Annotated in this window: 12 protein-coding genes; 3 read left to right on the top strand and 9 right to left on the bottom strand. The window is 70.6% G+C overall.

The genetic code is table 11. The features are described from left to right. The first annotated feature begins 439 nt into the window (after window positions 1-439). On the top strand, window positions 440-6,607 hold the full coding sequence (locus QQX04_RS10860) for a Kelch repeat-containing protein (protein WP_301129085.1): 6,168 nt from the start codon (window positions 440-442) through the stop codon (window positions 6,605-6,607). A gap of 261 nt (window positions 6,608-6,868) precedes the next feature. Here QQX04_RS10860 and QQX04_RS10855 read toward each other — a convergent pair whose 3' ends face one another. The 3 genes from QQX04_RS10855 to QQX04_RS10845 all read right to left on the bottom strand — a co-directional run bounded on the left by QQX04_RS10855 (window position 6,869) and on the right by QQX04_RS10845 (window position 9,593). Next, window positions 6,869-8,083 (bottom strand): cobalamin-independent methionine synthase II family protein, encoded by a 1,215-nt coding sequence (locus QQX04_RS10855; protein WP_301129084.1) that lies wholly within the window; start codon window positions 8,081-8,083, stop codon window positions 6,869-6,871. Between the two features lie 208 nt (window positions 8,084-8,291). Next, window positions 8,292-8,927, bottom strand: a complete 636-nt coding sequence (locus tag QQX04_RS10850) for a DUF6226 family protein (protein WP_301129082.1) — start codon at window positions 8,925-8,927, stop codon at window positions 8,292-8,294. A 66-nt stretch (window positions 8,928-8,993) separates the two neighbouring features. Further along, the gene (locus tag QQX04_RS10845; protein ID WP_301129081.1) at window positions 8,994-9,593 is read right to left on the bottom strand and encodes a hypothetical protein; all 600 of its coding nucleotides are present in this window, start codon (window positions 9,591-9,593) and stop codon (window positions 8,994-8,996) included. 149 nt (window positions 9,594-9,742) lie between these two features. Between QQX04_RS10845 and QQX04_RS10840 the strand changes: the two genes are divergently transcribed. Together QQX04_RS10840 and QQX04_RS10835 are read left to right on the top strand one after the other, a co-directional pair. Further along, the gene (locus tag QQX04_RS10840; RefSeq protein ID WP_301129079.1) at window positions 9,743-10,927 is read left to right on the top strand and encodes an exonuclease SbcCD subunit D; all 1,185 of its coding nucleotides are present in this window, start codon (window positions 9,743-9,745) and stop codon (window positions 10,925-10,927) included. After that, window positions 10,924-13,911, top strand: coding sequence for an AAA family ATPase (locus QQX04_RS10835; protein ID WP_301129077.1), 2,988 nt, complete (start codon window positions 10,924-10,926; stop codon window positions 13,909-13,911). Before QQX04_RS10840 ends, QQX04_RS10835 begins: the two co-directional genes overlap by 4 nt. 14 nt (window positions 13,912-13,925) lie before the next feature. On the opposite strand, the gene QQX04_RS10830 is transcribed toward QQX04_RS10835, so the two are convergent. Genes QQX04_RS10830 through QQX04_RS10805 form a run of 6 tightly spaced genes read right to left on the bottom strand, consistent with a single transcriptional unit; the run spans window position 13,926 to window position 18,693 of the window. Next, a complete protein-coding gene (locus QQX04_RS10830; RefSeq protein ID WP_301129075.1) occupies window positions 13,926-14,726 on the bottom strand; it encodes a DUF6390 family protein in 801 nt (266 codons plus the stop codon). Beyond that, window positions 14,723-15,664, bottom strand: a complete 942-nt coding sequence (locus QQX04_RS10825; RefSeq protein WP_301129073.1) for a DMT family transporter — start codon at window positions 15,662-15,664, stop codon at window positions 14,723-14,725. Before QQX04_RS10825 ends, QQX04_RS10830 begins: the two co-directional genes overlap by 4 nt. Next, entirely contained in the window at window positions 15,661-15,936 is a 276-nt protein-coding gene (locus QQX04_RS10820; protein WP_301129071.1) for a HypC/HybG/HupF family hydrogenase formation chaperone, read from the bottom strand. The genes QQX04_RS10825 and QQX04_RS10820 overlap by 4 nt, the downstream gene beginning before the upstream one ends. Continuing rightward, on the bottom strand, window positions 15,927-16,445 hold the full coding sequence (locus tag QQX04_RS10815; RefSeq protein WP_301129070.1) for a hydrogenase maturation protease: 519 nt from the start codon (window positions 16,443-16,445) through the stop codon (window positions 15,927-15,929). The genes QQX04_RS10820 and QQX04_RS10815 overlap by 10 nt, the downstream gene beginning before the upstream one ends. Then, on the bottom strand, window positions 16,442-17,785 hold the full coding sequence (locus QQX04_RS10810) for a Ni/Fe hydrogenase subunit alpha (protein WP_301129068.1): 1,344 nt from the start codon (window positions 17,783-17,785) through the stop codon (window positions 16,442-16,444). The genes QQX04_RS10815 and QQX04_RS10810 overlap by 4 nt, the downstream gene beginning before the upstream one ends. After that, complete coding sequence (locus tag QQX04_RS10805) at window positions 17,782-18,693, bottom strand: NADH-quinone oxidoreductase subunit B family protein (protein ID WP_301129067.1); 912 nt, start codon at window positions 18,691-18,693, stop codon at window positions 17,782-17,784. The genes QQX04_RS10810 and QQX04_RS10805 overlap by 4 nt, the downstream gene beginning before the upstream one ends. Window position 18,694 lies beyond the last annotated feature (1 nt).

Below are 18,694 nucleotides of genomic sequence, written 5' to 3'. Positions count from 1 at the left end.
CACAGCCGCGGCCTCGCTCAACGGCGCTTTCCGGGCCTGAGGAGGCCGGTCCTCGGAACTTTTCTCGCACTTTTTTTCGCGGCCTCCGAGCGGGTCTGAGACCGCACGCTCGGTGCGCCTCGGGCGTCGTCTCCATACGGCGATCTACCGGGAGGGATGCCGCGGGAACCGGGCGCGGGCGCCCCGCTGTCGCGAGCCCGGCCGTCGGCGTCGCACAGCCCCGTTGATTGGGTGACGCGTCACCCGATTTACCGAATCACCCTCGCGCGTCCGATTTCTCCGGTGTACCTTCGCCGTATCGACGACTCCGACTGGGAGGGTCGACGGCATTGCCGTGGTTCACAGGGGTGGACGGGTGCCGTCGCGGGGTCGCCGTGACTGAGGGGCGCTGGGTGCTTGCACTCCCCGAGGTCGTAGTAGTTCACCGGGGGGAGCCGATATGAACTACAGCGCTCACACGTACGCCACCATTCAGGACCAGCCGACGGGGGTCGCAGGTCCGAGGCTCGCGAAGCTCCGCTCACGACGCATGCCCGTCGTCGCCGCGCTCGCGGCGCTGGCGCTCGGCTTCGGGGCACCGGCGCTCGCCGCCGATCCGGCGTCCGCGATCCGCATCAACGTCGGGGGCCCGCTGCTCAGCGCCACCGACGGCGGCTCGGACTGGCTCGCGGACACCGGTGACCTGCCGTCCGAGATGTCCAACGCCCCGGACGCGAGCGCCGTGACGGCCCAGACCACGGAAGCCGTCAGCGCTCCCGCCGGTTCGAGCGCGCCTGCAGCGCTGTTCACCACCGGGCGGGTCGACGAGGCTGCTGGCGAGTCCATGGCATGGCACCTGCCCGCCGCCGAGGGCGACTACGCCGTCTCCCTGCACTTCGCCGAGCTCGACCCTGCCGCGCAGGTGATCGGCGGCCGCGTGTTCGACGTCACCGTCGAGGGCACGCCGCTCGCCTCGTACTGGGACATCTACGCCGCTGCAGGCGCCGACGCAGGCGTCACGCTCACCGTGCCCGTCACCTCCGACGGGACGATCGACATCGAGTTCACCCCCCGCGCCGGAGCGCCGACGCTGGCCGGCATCGAGGCGCTGCCGCTCGACGGGCCCATGCTCTCCGTCACCCCCGCCAACCTGTGGCTGCCCGACGCCGCGGTGGGCGAGTCCGCCACGACGCCGCTCACGCTCGCCGTCGTAGGCGCCGGCTCCGTGACCATCTCCGGCTACGACGTTCCTGAGGGCGTCACCATCGACGCCTCACTGCCGCTGACCGTCGCCGGCGGCTCGACCACCACCGTGGATGCGGTCTACACGCCCACGGCGGAGGGAGAGCTGTCCGGTCTCCTGACGTTCGCCACCGACGGCGACGTCGCCACCATCTCCGTCCCCACCTCAGGGACGGCGCTTCCTGCGCCCGCCGCTGAGGAGCCCGCAGGCGCGGGCTCGGGCACGGACGGGTCGGATCCGGACTCCGGCGGAGGGGAAGGGTCTTCCGCGGGCTCGGGGGCCGGGGCCGGATCCGATCCCACGTCGTCGCCGTCGGCCAGCCCGACGGCGAGCGGCGAGCCGACCGCGAGCGCGGAACCGACGGCCAGCGGCGAGCCGACGGCGTCGGCGAGCCCGAGCGCCTCTCCGAGCCCGTCCACCGAGGCGTCGATCGGGTCCGCTCCCCCGGCGCCGATCGCGCCGCTGACGCTCGCCCTGGCGCCGAGCGTCTCCGCCTCAGGCATCGACTTCGGCGACGTGGAGGTCGGGACGACCGCCACCGATACCGTCACCCTGACCAATGACGAGTCGGTTCCCGTCACGGTGACCGGCGTGGACATCACCACGCCGTTCGGCACCGACGCCACCGCGGGTCTCGAGGTTCCGGCGCTGTCGAGCGTCGACATCGAGGTCTCGTTCACCCCGACCACCGAAGGCGCCGCGTCTGCGGACCTCACGCTCACCCACGACGGCGTCGACTCGCCGACGGTCGTCGCGCTGTCCGGCACGGGCACGCCTGCGCCGACCACGAGCACCTACGGGATCGAGTTGAGCACCCTCGCCGACCGCTCGGCATCGGTACCGCTCGATGGCGCCACCGTGACCGGTGACGCGTTCATCTTCACGACGCCCGACACCGACGTCGACACCGTGCAGTTCTGGCTCGACGACCCGTCGATGTCAGGCTCGCCCGACAAGTCCGAGGGCAAGGCGCCGTTCGACTATCAGGGCGGACCCGTATCGGCCGCCAGCGCGTGGGACTCGACCGAGGTCTTCGACGGCACGCACACCATGACCGTGCTGATCACGCTCGACGACACCAGCGCGTCGGTCGTCACGGCGACGTTCACGACGGCGAACGGGATCACCGAGCCGACCGAGGACGACTACTCGCTGCTCGTCAGCGAGAGCTCGAACCGTGCAGCAGCGATCGCCCTCGACGGGTCCACCCTGTCCGGCGCCGCGTACGTCTTCACCGGACCCGACACCGGGGTGTCCGGAGTGGAGTTCTGGATCGACGATCCCACGATGAGCGGCAGCCCGGACAAGACCGAGGGCGCCGCACCCTACGACCTCGCAGGCGGCAGCAGCTCGGCCGCGACCGCGTGGAACACGGCGACAGTGGCCGATGGCCCCCACACGGTGACCGCACTCGTGACGCTCACCGGCGGCGGCTCCACCGTGCTGCAGGCCGCGTTCACGGTCGACAACTCCGATGTCGTGGACCCCGGCACCGGCGGATACGACGTCCGCCTCTCCACGTCGGCGGACCGCTCGGGCGACACGTCCCTCGTGGGCGCGACCGTCACCGGCGACGCGTACATCTTCACGGCACCGGACGACGACGTGTCGAGCGTCGTCTTCTGGCTCGACGACCCGACCATGACGGGCAGCCCGTTCAAGACCGAGGGCAAGGCCCCGTACGACTTCGCGGGATCCGTGGGCAACGGCTCGACCGCAGTCGCATGGGACTCCACGACACTGCTGAACGGCTCGCACACCATCACCGCGCAGATCAACCTGTCGAGCGGCGGCTTCGCGATCGTCGAGGCAGAGTTCACCGTGGACAACGAGGGCGGAGATCCGAACCCGAGCGTCTACGACATCGTCTACTCCACGTCCTCAGACCGCGTGGACCCCGTCCCGCTCGACGGCGCCACCGTCTCGGGTGACGTGTTCGCCTTCACCACACCCGACGACTTCGTCACGATGGTGTCCTTCTGGATCGACGACCCCAGCACCGAGTCCGCTCCGTACCACTCGGAGACCGGCGCCCCCTTCGACCTCGCCGGCGCAGTCGGCAGCGAGGCCGTCGCCTGGGACTCGACCACCGTGCCGAACGGCGAGCACACGATCACTGCCGAGCTCGCCCTTGAGGACGGCACCTTCACGTTCGTGACCGTCACTCTCACGGTGGACAACGACGGCGGCGACCCGTCGACGGGCGGATACGACATCCTCCTGTCGACCAGCGCTGACCGCTCCGACCCGATCCCGCTCGAAGGCGCCAACACCTCCGGCGACATCTACGTCTTCACGTCTCCGGACACCCTCGTCAGCTCGGTGTCGTTCTGGATGGACGACCCGACCATGACCAGCGGCGCGACCCGCAACGAAGGCAAGGCGCCGTTCGACCTGGCCGGCGGCAGCACGTCGGCCGCTGACCCGTGGGACACGCGCAGCATGGAGGAGGGACCGCACACGCTCACCGCGCGCATCACGTTCGTGGACGGCACCTCAAGCGTCCTCACCTCCACGTTCAGCGTGCACAACGCAGTGGACCTCTGCTACCCGCTCGACTGCACCGAGTACCTGGTCGACACCCCCTACGGCCTCGACTTCAGCGAGGAGTGGGGCGGCGTGGTGGACAGCGTCGGCTTCGGCACCGGTTTCACCTACGTGCAGCCGACGTCGCGCGGCGTGGGCTACATGCCCGAGAACCTCTTCGTGGACCAGCTCGCGGGCGACCTCGAGGTGACCACCACGTCGGGGCTCACCTACCAGTCGTCGAACTCGCTCGACAACGCGCTCGGAGTCGGCATCGACGCCCCGAGCCAGATCACGATCCTGTCGACCACGATCGACGGGGTGCCCGCCGGCACCGGCAGCTACGAGCAGGCCGGCCTCTGGTTCGGCATCTCCCAGGACGACTACGTCAAGGTGACGGTGCAGTCCAAGCCGAACGGCACCATGATCGAGTTCCTCGAGGAGAACGCCGGAAGCCGTGACCAGCAGGTCGAGGCCTTCCAGCCGGCCGCCGTGGGACAGCAGGTCTACCTGCAGCTCACGATCGACCCGTACACGCGCACGATCCAGGCCGCCTACAGGATCGGTTCGGGCGGGCTGCAGCTCATGTCCGAGTTCTACGTGCCGCCGGAGTACTTCAGCTTCGACGCCGCGGGCATCGACCCGCGGATCGGCACCCGGTCCTTCGGAGGCATCCTCGCGTCGCACCGCAACGCGGCTGCCCCCCTCACCTACCGCTTCGCCGACTTCGCGGTCGCCGAGGCCGACGAGACCGTCTCGGCAGGATCGGTCGCCTTCGACCGCTCGTTCCACGACATCTCGCTGCCGACGGCGATGGTGTGGGGCCCTGACGACCGGCTCTACGTGACGGAGCTCTTCGGCACGATCCACGCGCTCACGTACGACGCGAACTGGAACGTGATCGACGACGAGGTCATCGACACGCTCGGAGCGGGGCTCACGCTCGGCATCACCACGGATCCGGCCTCGACGCCGGAGAACGTGATCCTGTGGGCCTCGCACTCGTCTCCGTCCATCAATGACGGAGCCGCGAACTCGTCCACCGTGACACGGCTCTCCGGGCCTGGATTCACCACGGTCGAGGACGTCATCACCGGATTGCCACGAGCTCAGGCGAACCACGCGATCAACTCGATCCACTTCGGGCTCGACGGCAGGCTGTACATCGCGATGGGCGGAAACACGGGTGCCGGCGGCGCCAACGGGGCGGAGTCCGAGTTCGGGCTCCGTGCCGAGCAGCCGCTGTCCGCGGCCCTGCTCGTGGCGGACGTGAACGCGACAGGATTCTCCGGCGAGTGCGCGACTCCGCTCGCCGAGGACTTCACGGACCGCAGCGACCCGGCGCTGTTCGAGATCCCAGAGACGTGCGACGTGTCCGCCTTCTCCACGGGGCTGCGGAACACGTACGACTTCGTCCCGCATTCGAACGGCTACCTCTACGGGCCGGACAACGGACTCGGCGTGACGGGCACCTACCCGAGCTCGCCCACCGTGCAGTGCACCGACTTCATCGCCGCAGGCGACGTGCCGCTGTACAACCCCGGTACTCAGCCCGACCTCCTCAACCTGCTTGAGGAGGGCAACTACTACGGTCACCCGAACCCGTACCGGGACGAGTGCATCTTCAAGGACGGCACGCATCAGGGCGTGGCGCCGCTCGAGAACTTCACGGAGCCGATCTACAGCTTCGGCAACAACAGGTCCTCTGACGGCATCATCGAGTACCACGGCGACGCCTTCTGCGGGGCGCTCGACGGAGACCTGCTGGTCACGAACTACTCGATCAGCGACTCGATCACCCGGCTCACCCTGTCCGAGGACGGGCGCACCGTGACCGCAGGCAGCACGATGCTCACCGGCTTCAACGACCCGCTGCCGATCACCAACGGACCTGACGGCACGTTCTTCGTCGGCGAGTTCGGCGGCGGCGTGGTCACGGTCCTGGTTCCCCAGGACATCGGCTGCTGGACCTCCGAGGAGGGCCTGCCGACCAACCTGCTGGATGCGGGTGGCGCAGCGGTCAACGACACCATGTACGTCGTGGGCGGCAAGACCACCTCCGGCCACCAGAACAACGTGTACGCCTACGACACGGTGGCCGACGTCTGGAGCGAGGTCTCCCCGAAGCCGGGCTCAGCAGTCGAGAACCCGGCGGTGGTCGCGCTCGGCGGCAAGGTCTACGTGTTCGGAGGCTCGACCCTTCCGTTCTCCGGCGCCGTGGACGAGTCGTGGGTCTACGACCCGGCGATCGACACCTGGTCGGCGCTCGCTGACATGCCGACCGCTCGCGGCGGTGTCAACGCGGCGACGACGGGCGGTCTGATCTACGTGGCAGGAGGCATGGACGGCACCGGCGCGTCGATCGACACGGTCGAGGTCTACGACCCGTCCAACGACACCTGGTCCACGGTCGCACCTCTGACGCAGCGACGTGACAACGCCGCGATGGCCGCGATCGGAGGACTCGTCTACGTGGTCGGCGGTCGCATCCGCGAAGCGAGCGGCACCACGTTCGACGAGACCGTCAGCTCGATGGAGGTGTTCGACCCGAGCACCGGCGCGTGGACCGACGGCCCTGACATGATCACGGGTCGCCGCACGCTGAGCCTCGGCACGGCCGGCGGCAAGCTCCAGGCGATCGGCGGCGAGGTCACCGTCGACGGAGAGGCCTTCTCCGCGGTGGAGGAGTTCGACCCCGCTACCGGCTCGTGGCGTCCGCTGCTGTCGATCCCGATCCCCCGCCACGGCGGAGCCGTGGCGACGGTCGGCGGCGAGGTGCACGTGGTCGGCGGCGGAGTCACCGGAGGCGCGTCGTTCAGCGCCATCCACTCGGTGTTCAGGTACGAGGCCGGCGCATAGGACTCGGGCCCGGCATAGAGCCGGGTCCACACACAGGACGAGCAGCCGACCGGCGGCTCCGACATAGGCAAGGCAGGGCGGCGCGAGCCGCCTGAGCCGAGAGATGTGGACAGGGTCGCCCCCCTATGCCCTGTCCATGGCCCGGCCGCCGCATCCGTCCCTCAGCGGTGCGGCGGTTCGGTGCTGTACAGGGGGAGCACGACGGCCCGGCATCCCCAAGGGGACACCGGGCCGTTCGCGAGGCGTGTGACGCGGGGAGGCTCAGCCGTTCAGCAGGTCCGAGGCGCGGCGTGCGCCCTCGCCGAGCGACTCGAGCTTCGCCCACGCGATCTGCCCGTGGACGCGGCCGCCGAGGCCGCAGTCGGTGGCGGCGATCACGTTCTCGGGACCGACCAGCTCAGCGAAACGCACGATGCGCTCCGCGACGAGGTCGGGGTGCTCCACGACGTTGGTGGAGTGGCCCACGATGCCGGGGACGATCTTCTTGCCCTCGGGGAGCTGGACGTCCTTCCACACCTTCCACTCGTGCTCGTGGCGCGCGTTGGCGGCCTCGAACGAGTACTCGCCCGCATTCACCTCGAGCATCTTGTCGGCGATGTGCGCGAACTCGAGGTCCGTGGTGTGCGGGCCATGCCAGGAGCCCCAGCACAGGTGCAGGCGCACCTTGTCCTCGGGGAGCCCCTCGATCGCGTGGTTGATCGCGTCGATGCGGGTCTGGATGAAGGCGCGGTAGTCGGAGACCGACGGCTCGGGGTTGATCTGGTCCCACGACTCGGCGAGCGAGGGGTCGTCGATCTGGAGGGTGAAGCCGGCGTCGACGATCGCCTTGTACTCCTCCTTGAGCACCTCGGCCCAGGCCCAGATGTGCTCCTCCTCGGTCTTGTAGAACGTGTTGCCGATGCGGGCGGCGGAGCCGGGCGCGAGCGCTGTGATGAACCCGTCCTGCAGGCCGTTCGCATCGAGGGCGGCGCGGAGGTGGCGCACGTCCGCGGAGACGAGGTCGTGGCCGCGGTACGTGAGCGGGCCGGTCACCTCGGGCCAGTAGGGGACGTCGCCGAGAAGGACACCCGACGTCGGGTCGAAGTAGGCCTCGGCGAAGCGGGTCCAGTCGCGGCGGTCGTTCATGGACGTGAGACGCACGTTCCCCGGGCTCGAGCGCACGGGCTCGGGCATCGGCGCATCCTTGTCGGGCAGCGCCAGGCCGCCGGTGCGCTGGAACGAGTACGACCACCAGGCGCCGAAGTCGTGACCGGGCGACATGGCCTTGCCGAACTCGCCGTCGCCGACGATGTCGATGCCTGCCTCGACCTGCTGCTTCACGACGTCCGTGACGGCGTCCTGGAGGAGCGCGTCGAACTCGTCGCTCGTCTGATAAGTGAAGCCGTCCTCGGACACGGGACGGACGGCGTTCGCCTCGGCGAGCTTCTTGGTGCGCGGCAGCGAACCGGCCGTGGTGGTCTGGATGAGCTTGCTCATGGTTCTCCTCGGGTGCGGCGACGGCAGCGCCCCACATCGGGCGGCCGTCGACGCGGGATCGACGGGCTGTCGCAGGCAACTTCCACTCTGTCACGCGGCTGGTCGAGCCGCATGCGGCGGATCCGAGGCTTCGTTTGATGCGCTGCGCGGCTCATTCTGCCTGATGGGGCGACGGTGGGCCAACACCTGTCCACGAGTTCGCGTGCGTTCAGGCGTCGCGACGCAGGGGCCACGGCGCGAACGCCGGCGCCTCCCGGATCAACGCCCGCAGCTCGCGGCGTTGCGCGAACGTCTGCGTCCCCCAGCTGCTGCCCGTACCGAACCCGGCACGCACTCCCCCGTCGGCGACCATCTCCCACGGGGTGCCCTGCGCCACCGCGAAGGCGAACTCCTCGAGCTCGTCGGCCATGTCCTCGACCCTGTCGTCGCACGCGTCGCAGCCGCACGTGGGCGCAGCCGCACTCAGCGTGACGCCGGCGAGCATGACCACGCCGGGGAGGTCGGACTCGACCACCGTGAGCGGCGCGCCCTGCCCGCGGGGCACCAGCCGCCTCACCGCGGCCGGCGCGCCTGGGAGCGGCCCGCGAACGTCGGGCAGGTTCTCGTCGGAGGCCCGCCCGTCGGCGAGAGAGGCATCTTCGATCACGTCGACGTCGTAGGTGGTCACCAGGTGATCCACGAGGGCGCGGGCCAGAGTCCACGCGACCTGGAAGCGCTCACCGTGGTGCACCACGCTGTACGAGTCCTCGGGAGGCCCGTCCACGCCCCACCGGTCGCCGTAGGGGATGACGGCGCCTGCGTCGTCCCGGAACTCGGGAAAGCTGACGTCAGGCCTGGTGTACACGGGTCGACGCTAGCCCTGGGCCGACGGCGCGGCAAGGAGGCGGCACGTCGTCCGCGACGTGGGCGGTCACCCCACGTAGCTGGGACTGCCCGGGACCGCGTCCGCTGCGCCGGCCTCTCCGGCGTCTGTGTCCGGGTCGGGTGAGACCGTAGCCTCCGGGAGCGCTGATCCTGAGGGATCTGGGCTGGGAGTGGAACCGGGGACGCGGCCGGGCAGCGTCGAGGGTTCCACGCTCGGCGACCCGGACGGCTCCGGCGAGACCGTCGGCAGCGGGCTGGGCGTCACCGTCGGCAGCCCGGAGCCGCCGCACACCTCCCCTTGGTCGAACATGCCCACGTAGACATCGTTCCCGGCCGCCGAGAGGACCACGTCGTACCCGCCGTCGGGAAGCTGGTCGGCGGGGATCGTCGGGTGGAAACCCTGGGGGTCACCATCGTTGTCGATCAGCGGGATCGTGTACGTGTAGCCGGCCGTGTCCGTGATCTGCACGTACAGCGTGGCGGGCTCCTCCACGATCACGGGATAGGTGATGTCCAGGTGAAGATCGCTCCCGCATGAGCCGTTGATGACGCGTGGCGCCGGCGGCTCCTCGACGTCGCTCGGCACCAGCTGAAGTCCGAGCGCGGCCGTCAGCGGCACGGCGACCATGAGCACGACCCTGTTCATCCGATATCCCCCGATATCTCCCCCGTTCCCTTCATGGTCACCTGACCACAAAGTTTCGTCAACCGCGCCACTTCTGTCACATGATGCTCACCTGCCACCACTGGTGAGGGCGCTGCTCGCGTGTCCGACCCGCCCGATAGCCTCGTCACATGCGGCTGCTCCACACCTCCGACTGGCATCTGGGACGCACGTTCCACGGCCACAGCACCGATGCGCATCTGGAGAGCGTGCTGGCCGCGTTGGCCGACCTGGTGCGCGAGCGGTCCGTGGACGCGGTGATCGTGGCGGGCGACGTGTTCGACTCGTCGACCCCCAAGGCGGAGGCGTTCGGCATGCTCAACCGTGCGGTCGCGGCGATCCGGGAGGCGGGCGCGCAGGTCGTGCTCACGTCGGGCAACCATGACGGGCCTGCGAGGCTGGGCCACATGGCCGAGTTCGCGTCGTTCGGCGGCGTGCATGTGAAGGCCGACGTCGCTCGCCTGGCGGAACCCGTGATGTTCGCCGATGCTCACGGTCCGGTGGCCGTCTACGGGCTTCCGTACCTCCATCCCGAGTTCCTTCGATCCGCCTTCGAGGACTTCACTGGCAGCACCCATGAGCAGGCGCTCAGGTTCGCGATGGACCAGGTGAGAGCCGACGCGTCCCGTCGCCGGGAGGGTGCGGCGGTCCTGCGCACCGTGGTCGCGAGCCATTGCTTCGCCTCCGGGGTGGAACCGACCACGGAGGACAGCGGCCGAGCCGAGGAGCGCGACATCACGCGTGGCGGGCTGAACATCGCGCCTCTTGAGGTGTTCGACGGCGTCGACTACGTGGCGCTGGGCCACATCCACGGTCGGCAGACGTTGACGGAGCGGGTGCGCTACAGCGGCGCCCCGCTGCGGTTCAGCTTCGGCGAGAGGTCGAGCGCGAAGGGCGCGTGGCTCGTCGAGCTGGGTGAGGCGGGGCTCGGCCAGGTCGAGTGGCTCGACCTGCCCACGCCGCGTCCGGCGGTCAGGATCGAGGGGACGCTCGACGAGCTGCTCGCCGAGGACGCGCACCCCGACGCAGTGGACGCCTGGGTGGACGTCGTGCTGACCGATGACCAGCTGCCGCGCGAGGCGATGCGACGCCTGCAGACGCGTTACCCGCATGCGGTGACGCTCACTCACCGGCCCGCGCACCGGCAGGACGTGGGCGAGGCGTCGTACGCGGCGCGCGTCGAAGGACGGTCGGACGCGGAGGTGGTCGACGAGTTCCTCGCGTTCGTCCGCAACGGGCAGGGCCCCACGGAGGCCGAGCGTGCGGTGCTGCACGCCGCGCTCGACGCCATGGACGCCAAGGAGTCGGCGCGGTGAGGATCCTCAGCCTCGAGATGGAGGGCTTCGGGCCGTTCCGTTCCGCCCAGTCCATCGACTTCACGCAGTTCGACGCGGAGGGCCTCTTCGTCATCTCGGGCCGGACCGGCGCCGGCAAGAGCACCATCCTCGACGCGATCTGCTTCGCGCTGTACGACAAGGTGCCCCGCTACGACGGCACCGACAAGTCCGTGCGGAGCCACTTCTGCGCCGACGACGATCCGACGGTCGTCAGCCTCGACTACGAGCTTCACGGCATCCGCTACCGCGTGGTCCGTTCCCCCGCGTTCCCGCGCGCCAAGAAGCGTGGCGGCGGAACCACGATGGAGAAGGCGTCGGCGTCGCTCTACGTGCTCGGCGACGGCGAGCCTGAGCCGATCGCCACCATGCCGCGCGAGGTCGCGGAGCACATCGCGACGACCGTCCCCCTCACGGGTGACCAGTTCCTGCAGGTCATTCTTCTCGCGCAAGGGCGCTTCGCCGAGTTCCTCAAGGCGGAGACGACGGAACGACGCGCGCTGCTGAGGTCGCTGTTCGGCACCCAGCGGTTCGAGGACCTCGAGGTGCACGTCCGAGAGCTCGCGCGTGCGGCGAGCGCCAAGGTCGAGGCCGCTGACACGGGGCTCGACGCGCTGGTGGCACGCGCCGCCACGCTCGTCGACGCGGAGACGCCCTCGGCGGGCGGCCGCGAGGAGTTCTTCACGAACCAGACGGAGGTGCTCGAGGCCGCCTCCGAGTCGGCCGCAGCCACGCGAGCGAAGGCCACCAAGACGGCCGACGAGTCGGCAGCCGCCCTTGCCGAGGCGCGCACACAGGAGGAGGCGCGCGCCCGTCTCGCGCGTGCACGCGCCACGCTGAGCGACCTCGAGGCCGATGCCGGCGCGCACACCGTCCGCGAGCGGCAGCTCACTCAGGCACGCCGCGCCGCGCCCGTCGCCGGACCGCGGAAGTCGCTCGCAGTCGCCGAACGCGCCGTCGAAGCCGCGTGGACGACGCTCACCGACGCGCGCGCTGAAGCCCGAGTCGACCCTTCGGCCACCCTCGCGCTCCCGGACAGCGACATCGCCGAGGCATCGCTCGAGACCCTCGACGCGCGCGCCTCGGAGATCGTGCGCCTGCGGGGCGCGCTCGACGAGTCGCTCAAGGCGGAACGTTCGCTCGGGACCCTTCACGCCAAGGTCGTGTCGGCGGCCGAATCGCTCGCGAAGACGATCGCGCTCCAGCTCGAAGCGAAGACTGCGCTTGAGGCTCTCCCCGCCGAGGAGAAGGACCTGCGGGAGAAGCTCGACAGCGTGAGCGCCACGGCAGTCAGGCTTGAGGACCTCGCTGCCGCCGTCGACCGGGCGAAGGCGGTCGTGGCGGCGCACGGGCGCCTCGCCGCGATCGACGAGGAGCACGGTCCCGCGCAGTCGCGTGAGGCCGCCGCGGCCGAGAACCTCGCCACCGCCACGACCACGCATGCCGCGCTCGTGCGCAGCCGCCTCGCGTCCCAGGCCGCCCATCTGGCGCAGGACCTTTCCGAGGGGGACCCCTGCCCCGTCTGCGGGTCGACCACGCACCCCTCGCCCGCCACGCCCACCGACGACCACGTGACAGACGAGCAGGTCGACGCGGCGTATGCGCGCGTGCAGGCAGAGAACGCCGCGCTCGATCGCGCACGCGCCGCCCGAGTCGAGGTCGAGGGCCGACTCGCGACCGCACGGGAGCAGGCCGGAGACACGACCGCGGAGCAGGCCGCCGCTTCGCTCGAGAGTGCCCAACGCGAGCACACCCTCGCAGCCGCCGCTTCCGGGGAGCGCGCCGCGCTGACGGCCGCGCTTGAGGAGATCGACGCGCGGCGACGCGCGCTCACCACCGAGATCGAGTCGCGAGACGCCGCAGTCACCCTCGCACGGCAGACCGAGACCACCGCGAAGACGGAGCTCGACGGCGCCGAGCAGTTGGCCGCGCAGCGCCCCGACGGCTACGAGTCGGTCGCCGAGTATGCGGACGCCCTCGACCAGGCGCACGCGCTCGTGACTCGGCTCGCGTCGGCCGCGCGAGCCGCGGCCGACGCCGCCTCCGCCGCCGAACGGGCCGGCTTGGCGCTACGCGATGCCCTCGCGGAGGCCGGCTTCGAGTCGGTCGACGAGGCTGCCGAAGCCGAGATAGGCGCGGATGACCTTGCGGAGCTCGAGCGGACCGTCGAGGCGCATCGCGAGAGCCTCGCCTCCGCGAAGGCCGTGGTGCAGGAGCTCTCCGCGCGCGAGCTGCCCGACGAGCCCGCAGACCTGGAGTCTCTTGAGTCCACCGCACGCGAGGCGGCCAGCGCCCGCGACGCCGCCGTCGAGGCTGCGACCGCCGCCGCGAGCAAGGCGCAGCAGCTCACTGCGTTGCGCGACGAGTACGCGACGCTCGGCGCCTCCACCGAGGCGGCCCGCGCGGAGCGCGACGTGGTCCTGACGCTCGCCGACTCGCTCGAGGGGAAGGCGCCGAACGACCGCAGGCTCCGCCTCGAGTCGTTCGTGCTCGCGTCCAAGCTGGAACGCATCGTCGCCGCAGCCAACGCACGGCTCGAGACCATGTCCTCGGGCCAGTACCGGCTCGAGCACGACGACGCGGCGCAGTACCGCAACAAGGAGACGGGCCTGTCCCTCACGATCGCCGATGCGCACACCGGCAGGTCGCGCTCCACCCGCTCGCTCTCCGGAGGCGAGACGTTCCTCGCGTCGCTCTCGCTCGCACTCGGCCTCGCCGAGACCGTCTCGGCAGAGGCGGGTGGCATCCAGCTCGACACGCTGTTCATCGACGAAGGCTTCGGCTCGCTCGACGAGGACACGCTCGAGATCGCGATGGCCACGCTCGAAGACCTACGCGATCAGGGCCGCACCGTCGGCCTCATCTCCCACGTCGAGGCGATGAAGGAGGCCATCCCTGCGAAACTCGAGGTCAGGAAGTCGGCGGACGGCTCCAGCCGGGTCGTGTCAAAGCCGTCACCCGAGTAGAGCGGCTTTCCCGCTCACGCGAGCACGGTCGCGGGCGCCGCGTAGGCGCAGGATTCGACCGCCGCGAGCTCCCTCGCGGTGGAACGCTGGAGATCGGCAAGGTCGGTGCGCGTCAGCCTGTCGCACACCCAGTCCCAGTGCAGGGACACCCAGTCGCCCGCCTCGATCGCCCTGGAGAGAACGAGCTCCCCTCGGCGCAGCCGCATCGGCTCGACCCGCGCGGACCCCAGCACTAGACGTCGGCCATCCCACGTGAGGCGCCGGGTCTCGACATGCGCCGTCTCCCCCGACACGTTCATCACCCGGCCCCAGCTGATGCGGCAGCGGTCGAGCACTTCGAGCGGCGCGTCGACCGTCCCCCCGCGTAGCAGTCCCACCCACGGGTAGACGCCGAACACGTGGAAGCTGTGGTGAGGCGTGGCGCCGTGGGCGACCGCGTCCGCGAGCCGCTCGAAGTCGAGTCGCGTCAGACGCGGCCGGAATCTCGACTCGAGCGAGCTCGCGAACCGTCGCCCGCCGCAGCGGACGAGCAGTGGGCCCCCGAGCCAGTAGGTGCGGACCACGAGCGGGTCCAGCGGCGCGCGGCCCAAGGATTCGCCGATGACCTCGAGGTAGGGCCAGGCCCCGTCGAACCCGCGGGCCACCTCCTCAAGGGCTCGACCAGACGCGCCGACGCTGACCCGTTCGAGCAGCTCGTCGGCACGATCGGGCCCGCAGTAGCCGCGCTCGTTCGGGGGAAAGGCGTAGCGGCCGAAGAGGATCGCGCCGTCGAGCTCGGGGGCGTCGACGGCGGTCGGGGCCGCGGTCGCGGTCATGTGCCGACGTGGCTCCTGTGGGCCGACCGGCGCTCCGCCTCGGAGCGACGGGGCGCCACCCACATCAGTCCCCCGCCCACGGCGAGAAGCGCGAGCCACGGCGCCTGGGCGGCGAGAGATGTGCCGTCGAACGCGCCCGCGAGCGCGGCGGTCACGATCGCGCCGAGCACGAGCACGGCGGTGACGTCCACGGCGGGCGCGCGCCACAGTGCCTGATGCCAGGTGAGCACGTAGCCGGCGAGCAGCAGGCCCGTGAGCGCCACCCACCCCCACTGCGCGGCACCGTGCGGGACGACGGCCGCAAGCGATCCGGTGGCGGCGGCCCAGCCGAGCAGGGCGAGCGACCCTCCCACCATGCGGACGAGCGACACGGTCCAGGGGGTCACGTCGGCGAGCAGGCGGCGCGCGACGACCACCTCGACGGCCCACAGGAGCGTCGCGCCAAGGATCATCAGCGTGCCCGGATCGGCGACGAGCGCGACGTCACCCGCGAGCCCCCACTGGCCGACGAGCAGGAGCGCGACCGCGACGCCGTGCCACCACGTCAGCCTCTCCTTGAGCAGTGGCACGGCGAGGATCGCGACCCACACGATCAGGGTCTTGTGCACGAACGACGCCTGGGTGGAGGTGGTCGAGGCGAGACCCTGGAAGAACAGCACGAACGGCACGGCGCCGCCGAGCACGGCGACGTAGGCGAGGCTCCACCAGTGGGAGGACCTCGACGGGCGCGTGACCGACACGGACGTTGCGCCGCTCAGGCTCCGGGCGGCGACGAACACAGCCGCGATGATCGCTGCCGCCATCGTGTTCTTCGCGGTGGTGTAGGCGGCGGCGTCGCCGTAGGCCGCGACGCCGTTCGAGTTCACCCAGATGGCGACGCCTGAGATGCAGGCCGTGGCGGCCGCGAGCGCGAGGCCGCGGGTGCGGGTGGGGTTCATGGCTGCACCTCCTGGGGCATGGGGTCGGGCACGGGTGCGAGGCCGTGACGCGGCGGGTCGTGGTGGGCGCGGATGCTGAGGGCGTCGAGCGCCTCAGGTTCGGTGAGGGTGCCGAGGACGAAGCCGGAGTGGACGACCACCCAGTCGCCGGCGACGAGCGGCACCTGGCCGGGGGTGAGGTTGAGGGCGCGCTGGCGTCGGCCGTCGGCGTCGACGAGGGCCTCTCCCCCGTCGTGCACGGCGACGATCTGTCCGATGCTCCCTAGGCACATGAGCCGGCCTCGCTCTCGGTGAGGGCGCTGATGCCGCGGGCGAGTGTGGCCACGACGGTGGCGACGGCGTCGTCGATGGCGGCGATCACGGGGTCGGTCATGGGGCCGTGATCGAAGCTGGCGGCCTCGACGCCGACGATGGCGAGCTGTTCGGGGAGGGTGCCGAGCGTGCGGGACAGCTCGACGGCGCCGGCGACTCCGAAGGCGTGGCTTCCTCCCCTGCCTGCGGCGGTGAAGGCGTGGGTGGGCAGGGGTTCGGCGGCGGCGCCTGCCTGGCGGATGGTGAGGGTGCCGGGTTCGGCGCCGGTGAGGACGGAATCGATGACGACGGCGACGCGGTAGCCGTCCCACGTCTGCACGAGCGCGGTCGGGTCCTCGCGGGTGAGCACGACGACGCTGTCCCCCACCAGGTCGCGCAGCCGTGCGGCGACGACGGGGCCGACGGCGTCGTCCCCGCGGTCGGGCTGCCCGAGGCCGATCACGAGCGAGGCCTCCCGCGCGGCGTTCATGACCCGGCTCCGGCGTCGGCGGGCTTCCCTGCGCCGTCGCGGACGACGCGCAGGTCGAGGAAGTGGGTCGCGCACGAGATGCAGGGGTCGTAGTTGCGGATCGCCTCCTCGCACCGGTGCGTCAAGGAGTGGTCGTCGAGGTCCACCCACTGCTGCGCGGCGAGCCGAAGGTCGGCCTCGATGCTCGCCTGGTTCTGGGAGGTGGGCGGGACGATCTGCGCGTCCTGGATGACCCCGTCGTCGTCGATCCTGTAGCGGTGCCAGATAGTGCCGCGGGGCGCCTCGGAGGCGCCGACGCCCTCGCCGGCTCGTGGCGCGACGGGCACGGAAGGTGGATGCCCGTCGCGCCACTGGTCGATGATCCGCACGGCCTCCTCGAAGGCGTAGGCGAGCTCGATCGTGCGGACGATGATGGACTTGAAGGGGTTGCGGCACGTCTCCCCCAGCTCGGCCTTGACCGCGGCCTCCTGGCAGCGGGGCGTGAGCTGGTCGAAGTTGAGGCTGTACCGGGCGAGCGGACCCACGAAGTAGGTGGCGCCGTCGAACCGTGCGTGCAGGGCGTTCGAGTGCTCCACATGGAACTCCTCGATGTGCTGCGGGATCTCGGCGACCGGGAAGCGGACGCCGGAGGTGGCGACGATCTCGGTGCCGCGTTCAAGCGGATACCAGTCGGGGTGCCGCAAAGACACGTAGGTGTAGTCCTGCTCCATGTCCGGGAAGTCGAACCCGGCGACGAGCTCGACCGCCGCGAGCGAGTCCTCAACGCCCCTGGCCAGATCGGGACGGAGGGCTTCGAGCTCGGCGACGGTCGGCATCCTGTAGAAGCCTCCGACCTTCACGTTGACGGGGTGGATGGCACGACCGCCCACCAGCTCCATGAGGTCGTTGCCCGCCTTCTTGAGGCGCAGCGCCATCTGCACGACGTCCGGGTAGTCCTTGGCCATCTCGAGCACTGACTCGTAGCCCAGGAAGTCGGGTGCGTGAAGCATGAAGATGTGCAGGGCGTGGGACTCGATCCACTCGCCGCAGTAGAGCAGGCGGCGCATCAGCTGGATCTCGGGCGTCGTCTCGATCCGGCAGATGGTCTCCATCGCCTCGGTGGACGCCGACTGGTACGCGACCGGGCAGATGCCGCAGATGCGCGCGGTGATGTCGGGCGGCTCGGTGTACTTGCGGCCGCGCAGGAAGCCCTCGTAGAAGCGTGGCGGCTCGAAGATGTTGAGCTTCACGTCCACGACCTGGCGGTCCTTGATCTCGATGTGCATGCCGCCTTCGCCCTCGACGCGGGCGAGCATGCCGACGTTGAGGACCTGGCCGCCGTCCTTCAGCTGGTGGGTCATTCCGGCCCCCTCTCCTGCGCGGCGCGATCGCGCGCGTCGGCCGCCACGGCGTCGGACGCGGCGGCGAAGGCGGGCGCGCCTGCGTTGAAGGTGCGGTAGACGCGGACGATGTCGTCGGCCGGCATGCCGAGCTCGACCAGCTGCCTGGTCAGGGACTCGGTGTTGGCGCTGTCCTGCGGGCCGAAGCATCCGTAGCAGCCACGCCCGTACGAGGGGCAGAGCGCGCCGCAGCCCGCCTGCGTCACGGGGCCCAGGCAGGGCTGGCCGGTGGCGACGGGCACGCACACATTGCCCTTGAGCTTGCATTCGACGCACACCGAGTAGGTGGGGATGCGCGGCTTGCGGCCGTTCAAGAACGCAGCGAGCACCTCGATCAGCTGCTTCTTGTCCACCGGGCAGCCACGCAGCTCGTAGTCGACATCCACGTGGCTCGCGATCGGCGTGGAGGTATCGAGCGTGCGCAGGTACTCGGGGTGGGCGTAGACGACGGAGCGGTACTCGTCCACGTCGGCCCAGTTGCGCAGCGCCTGGATGCCGCCCGCGGTCGCGCACGCGCCGATCGTCACGAGCACCCCGGACTGGGCGCGGATCTCGTGGATGCGGCGCACGTCGTCGGGCGTGGTGATCGAGCCTTCCACGAGCGAGAGCGCGTATGGCCCTTCCACCACGGCGCGGGTCGCCTCGGGGAAGTAGGCGATGTGGACGGCCTCGGCGATGCTGAGCAGCTCGTCCTCGCAGTTCAGCAGGCTCAACTGGCAGCCGTCGCAGGACGCGAACTTCCACACGGCGAGCTTGGGTCGGGCCGACGCAGGGGGCACCTCCTCGCCGTGCGCGTGGGAGTGCGTTTGGGCTTGCTCTTCGGTGACGCCGTGTGGCTCGGCCAGGCCGTGCGGTGCGGTGGCGGTCATG

It is taken from the genome of Demequina zhanjiangensis (assembly GCF_030418315.1).
GTDB classification, from domain to species: domain Bacteria; phylum Actinomycetota; class Actinomycetes; order Actinomycetales; family Demequinaceae; genus Demequina; species Demequina zhanjiangensis.
The sequence above is the reverse complement of the archived record's forward strand: the minus strand, read 5'-3'. Positions and strand labels throughout refer to the sequence as shown.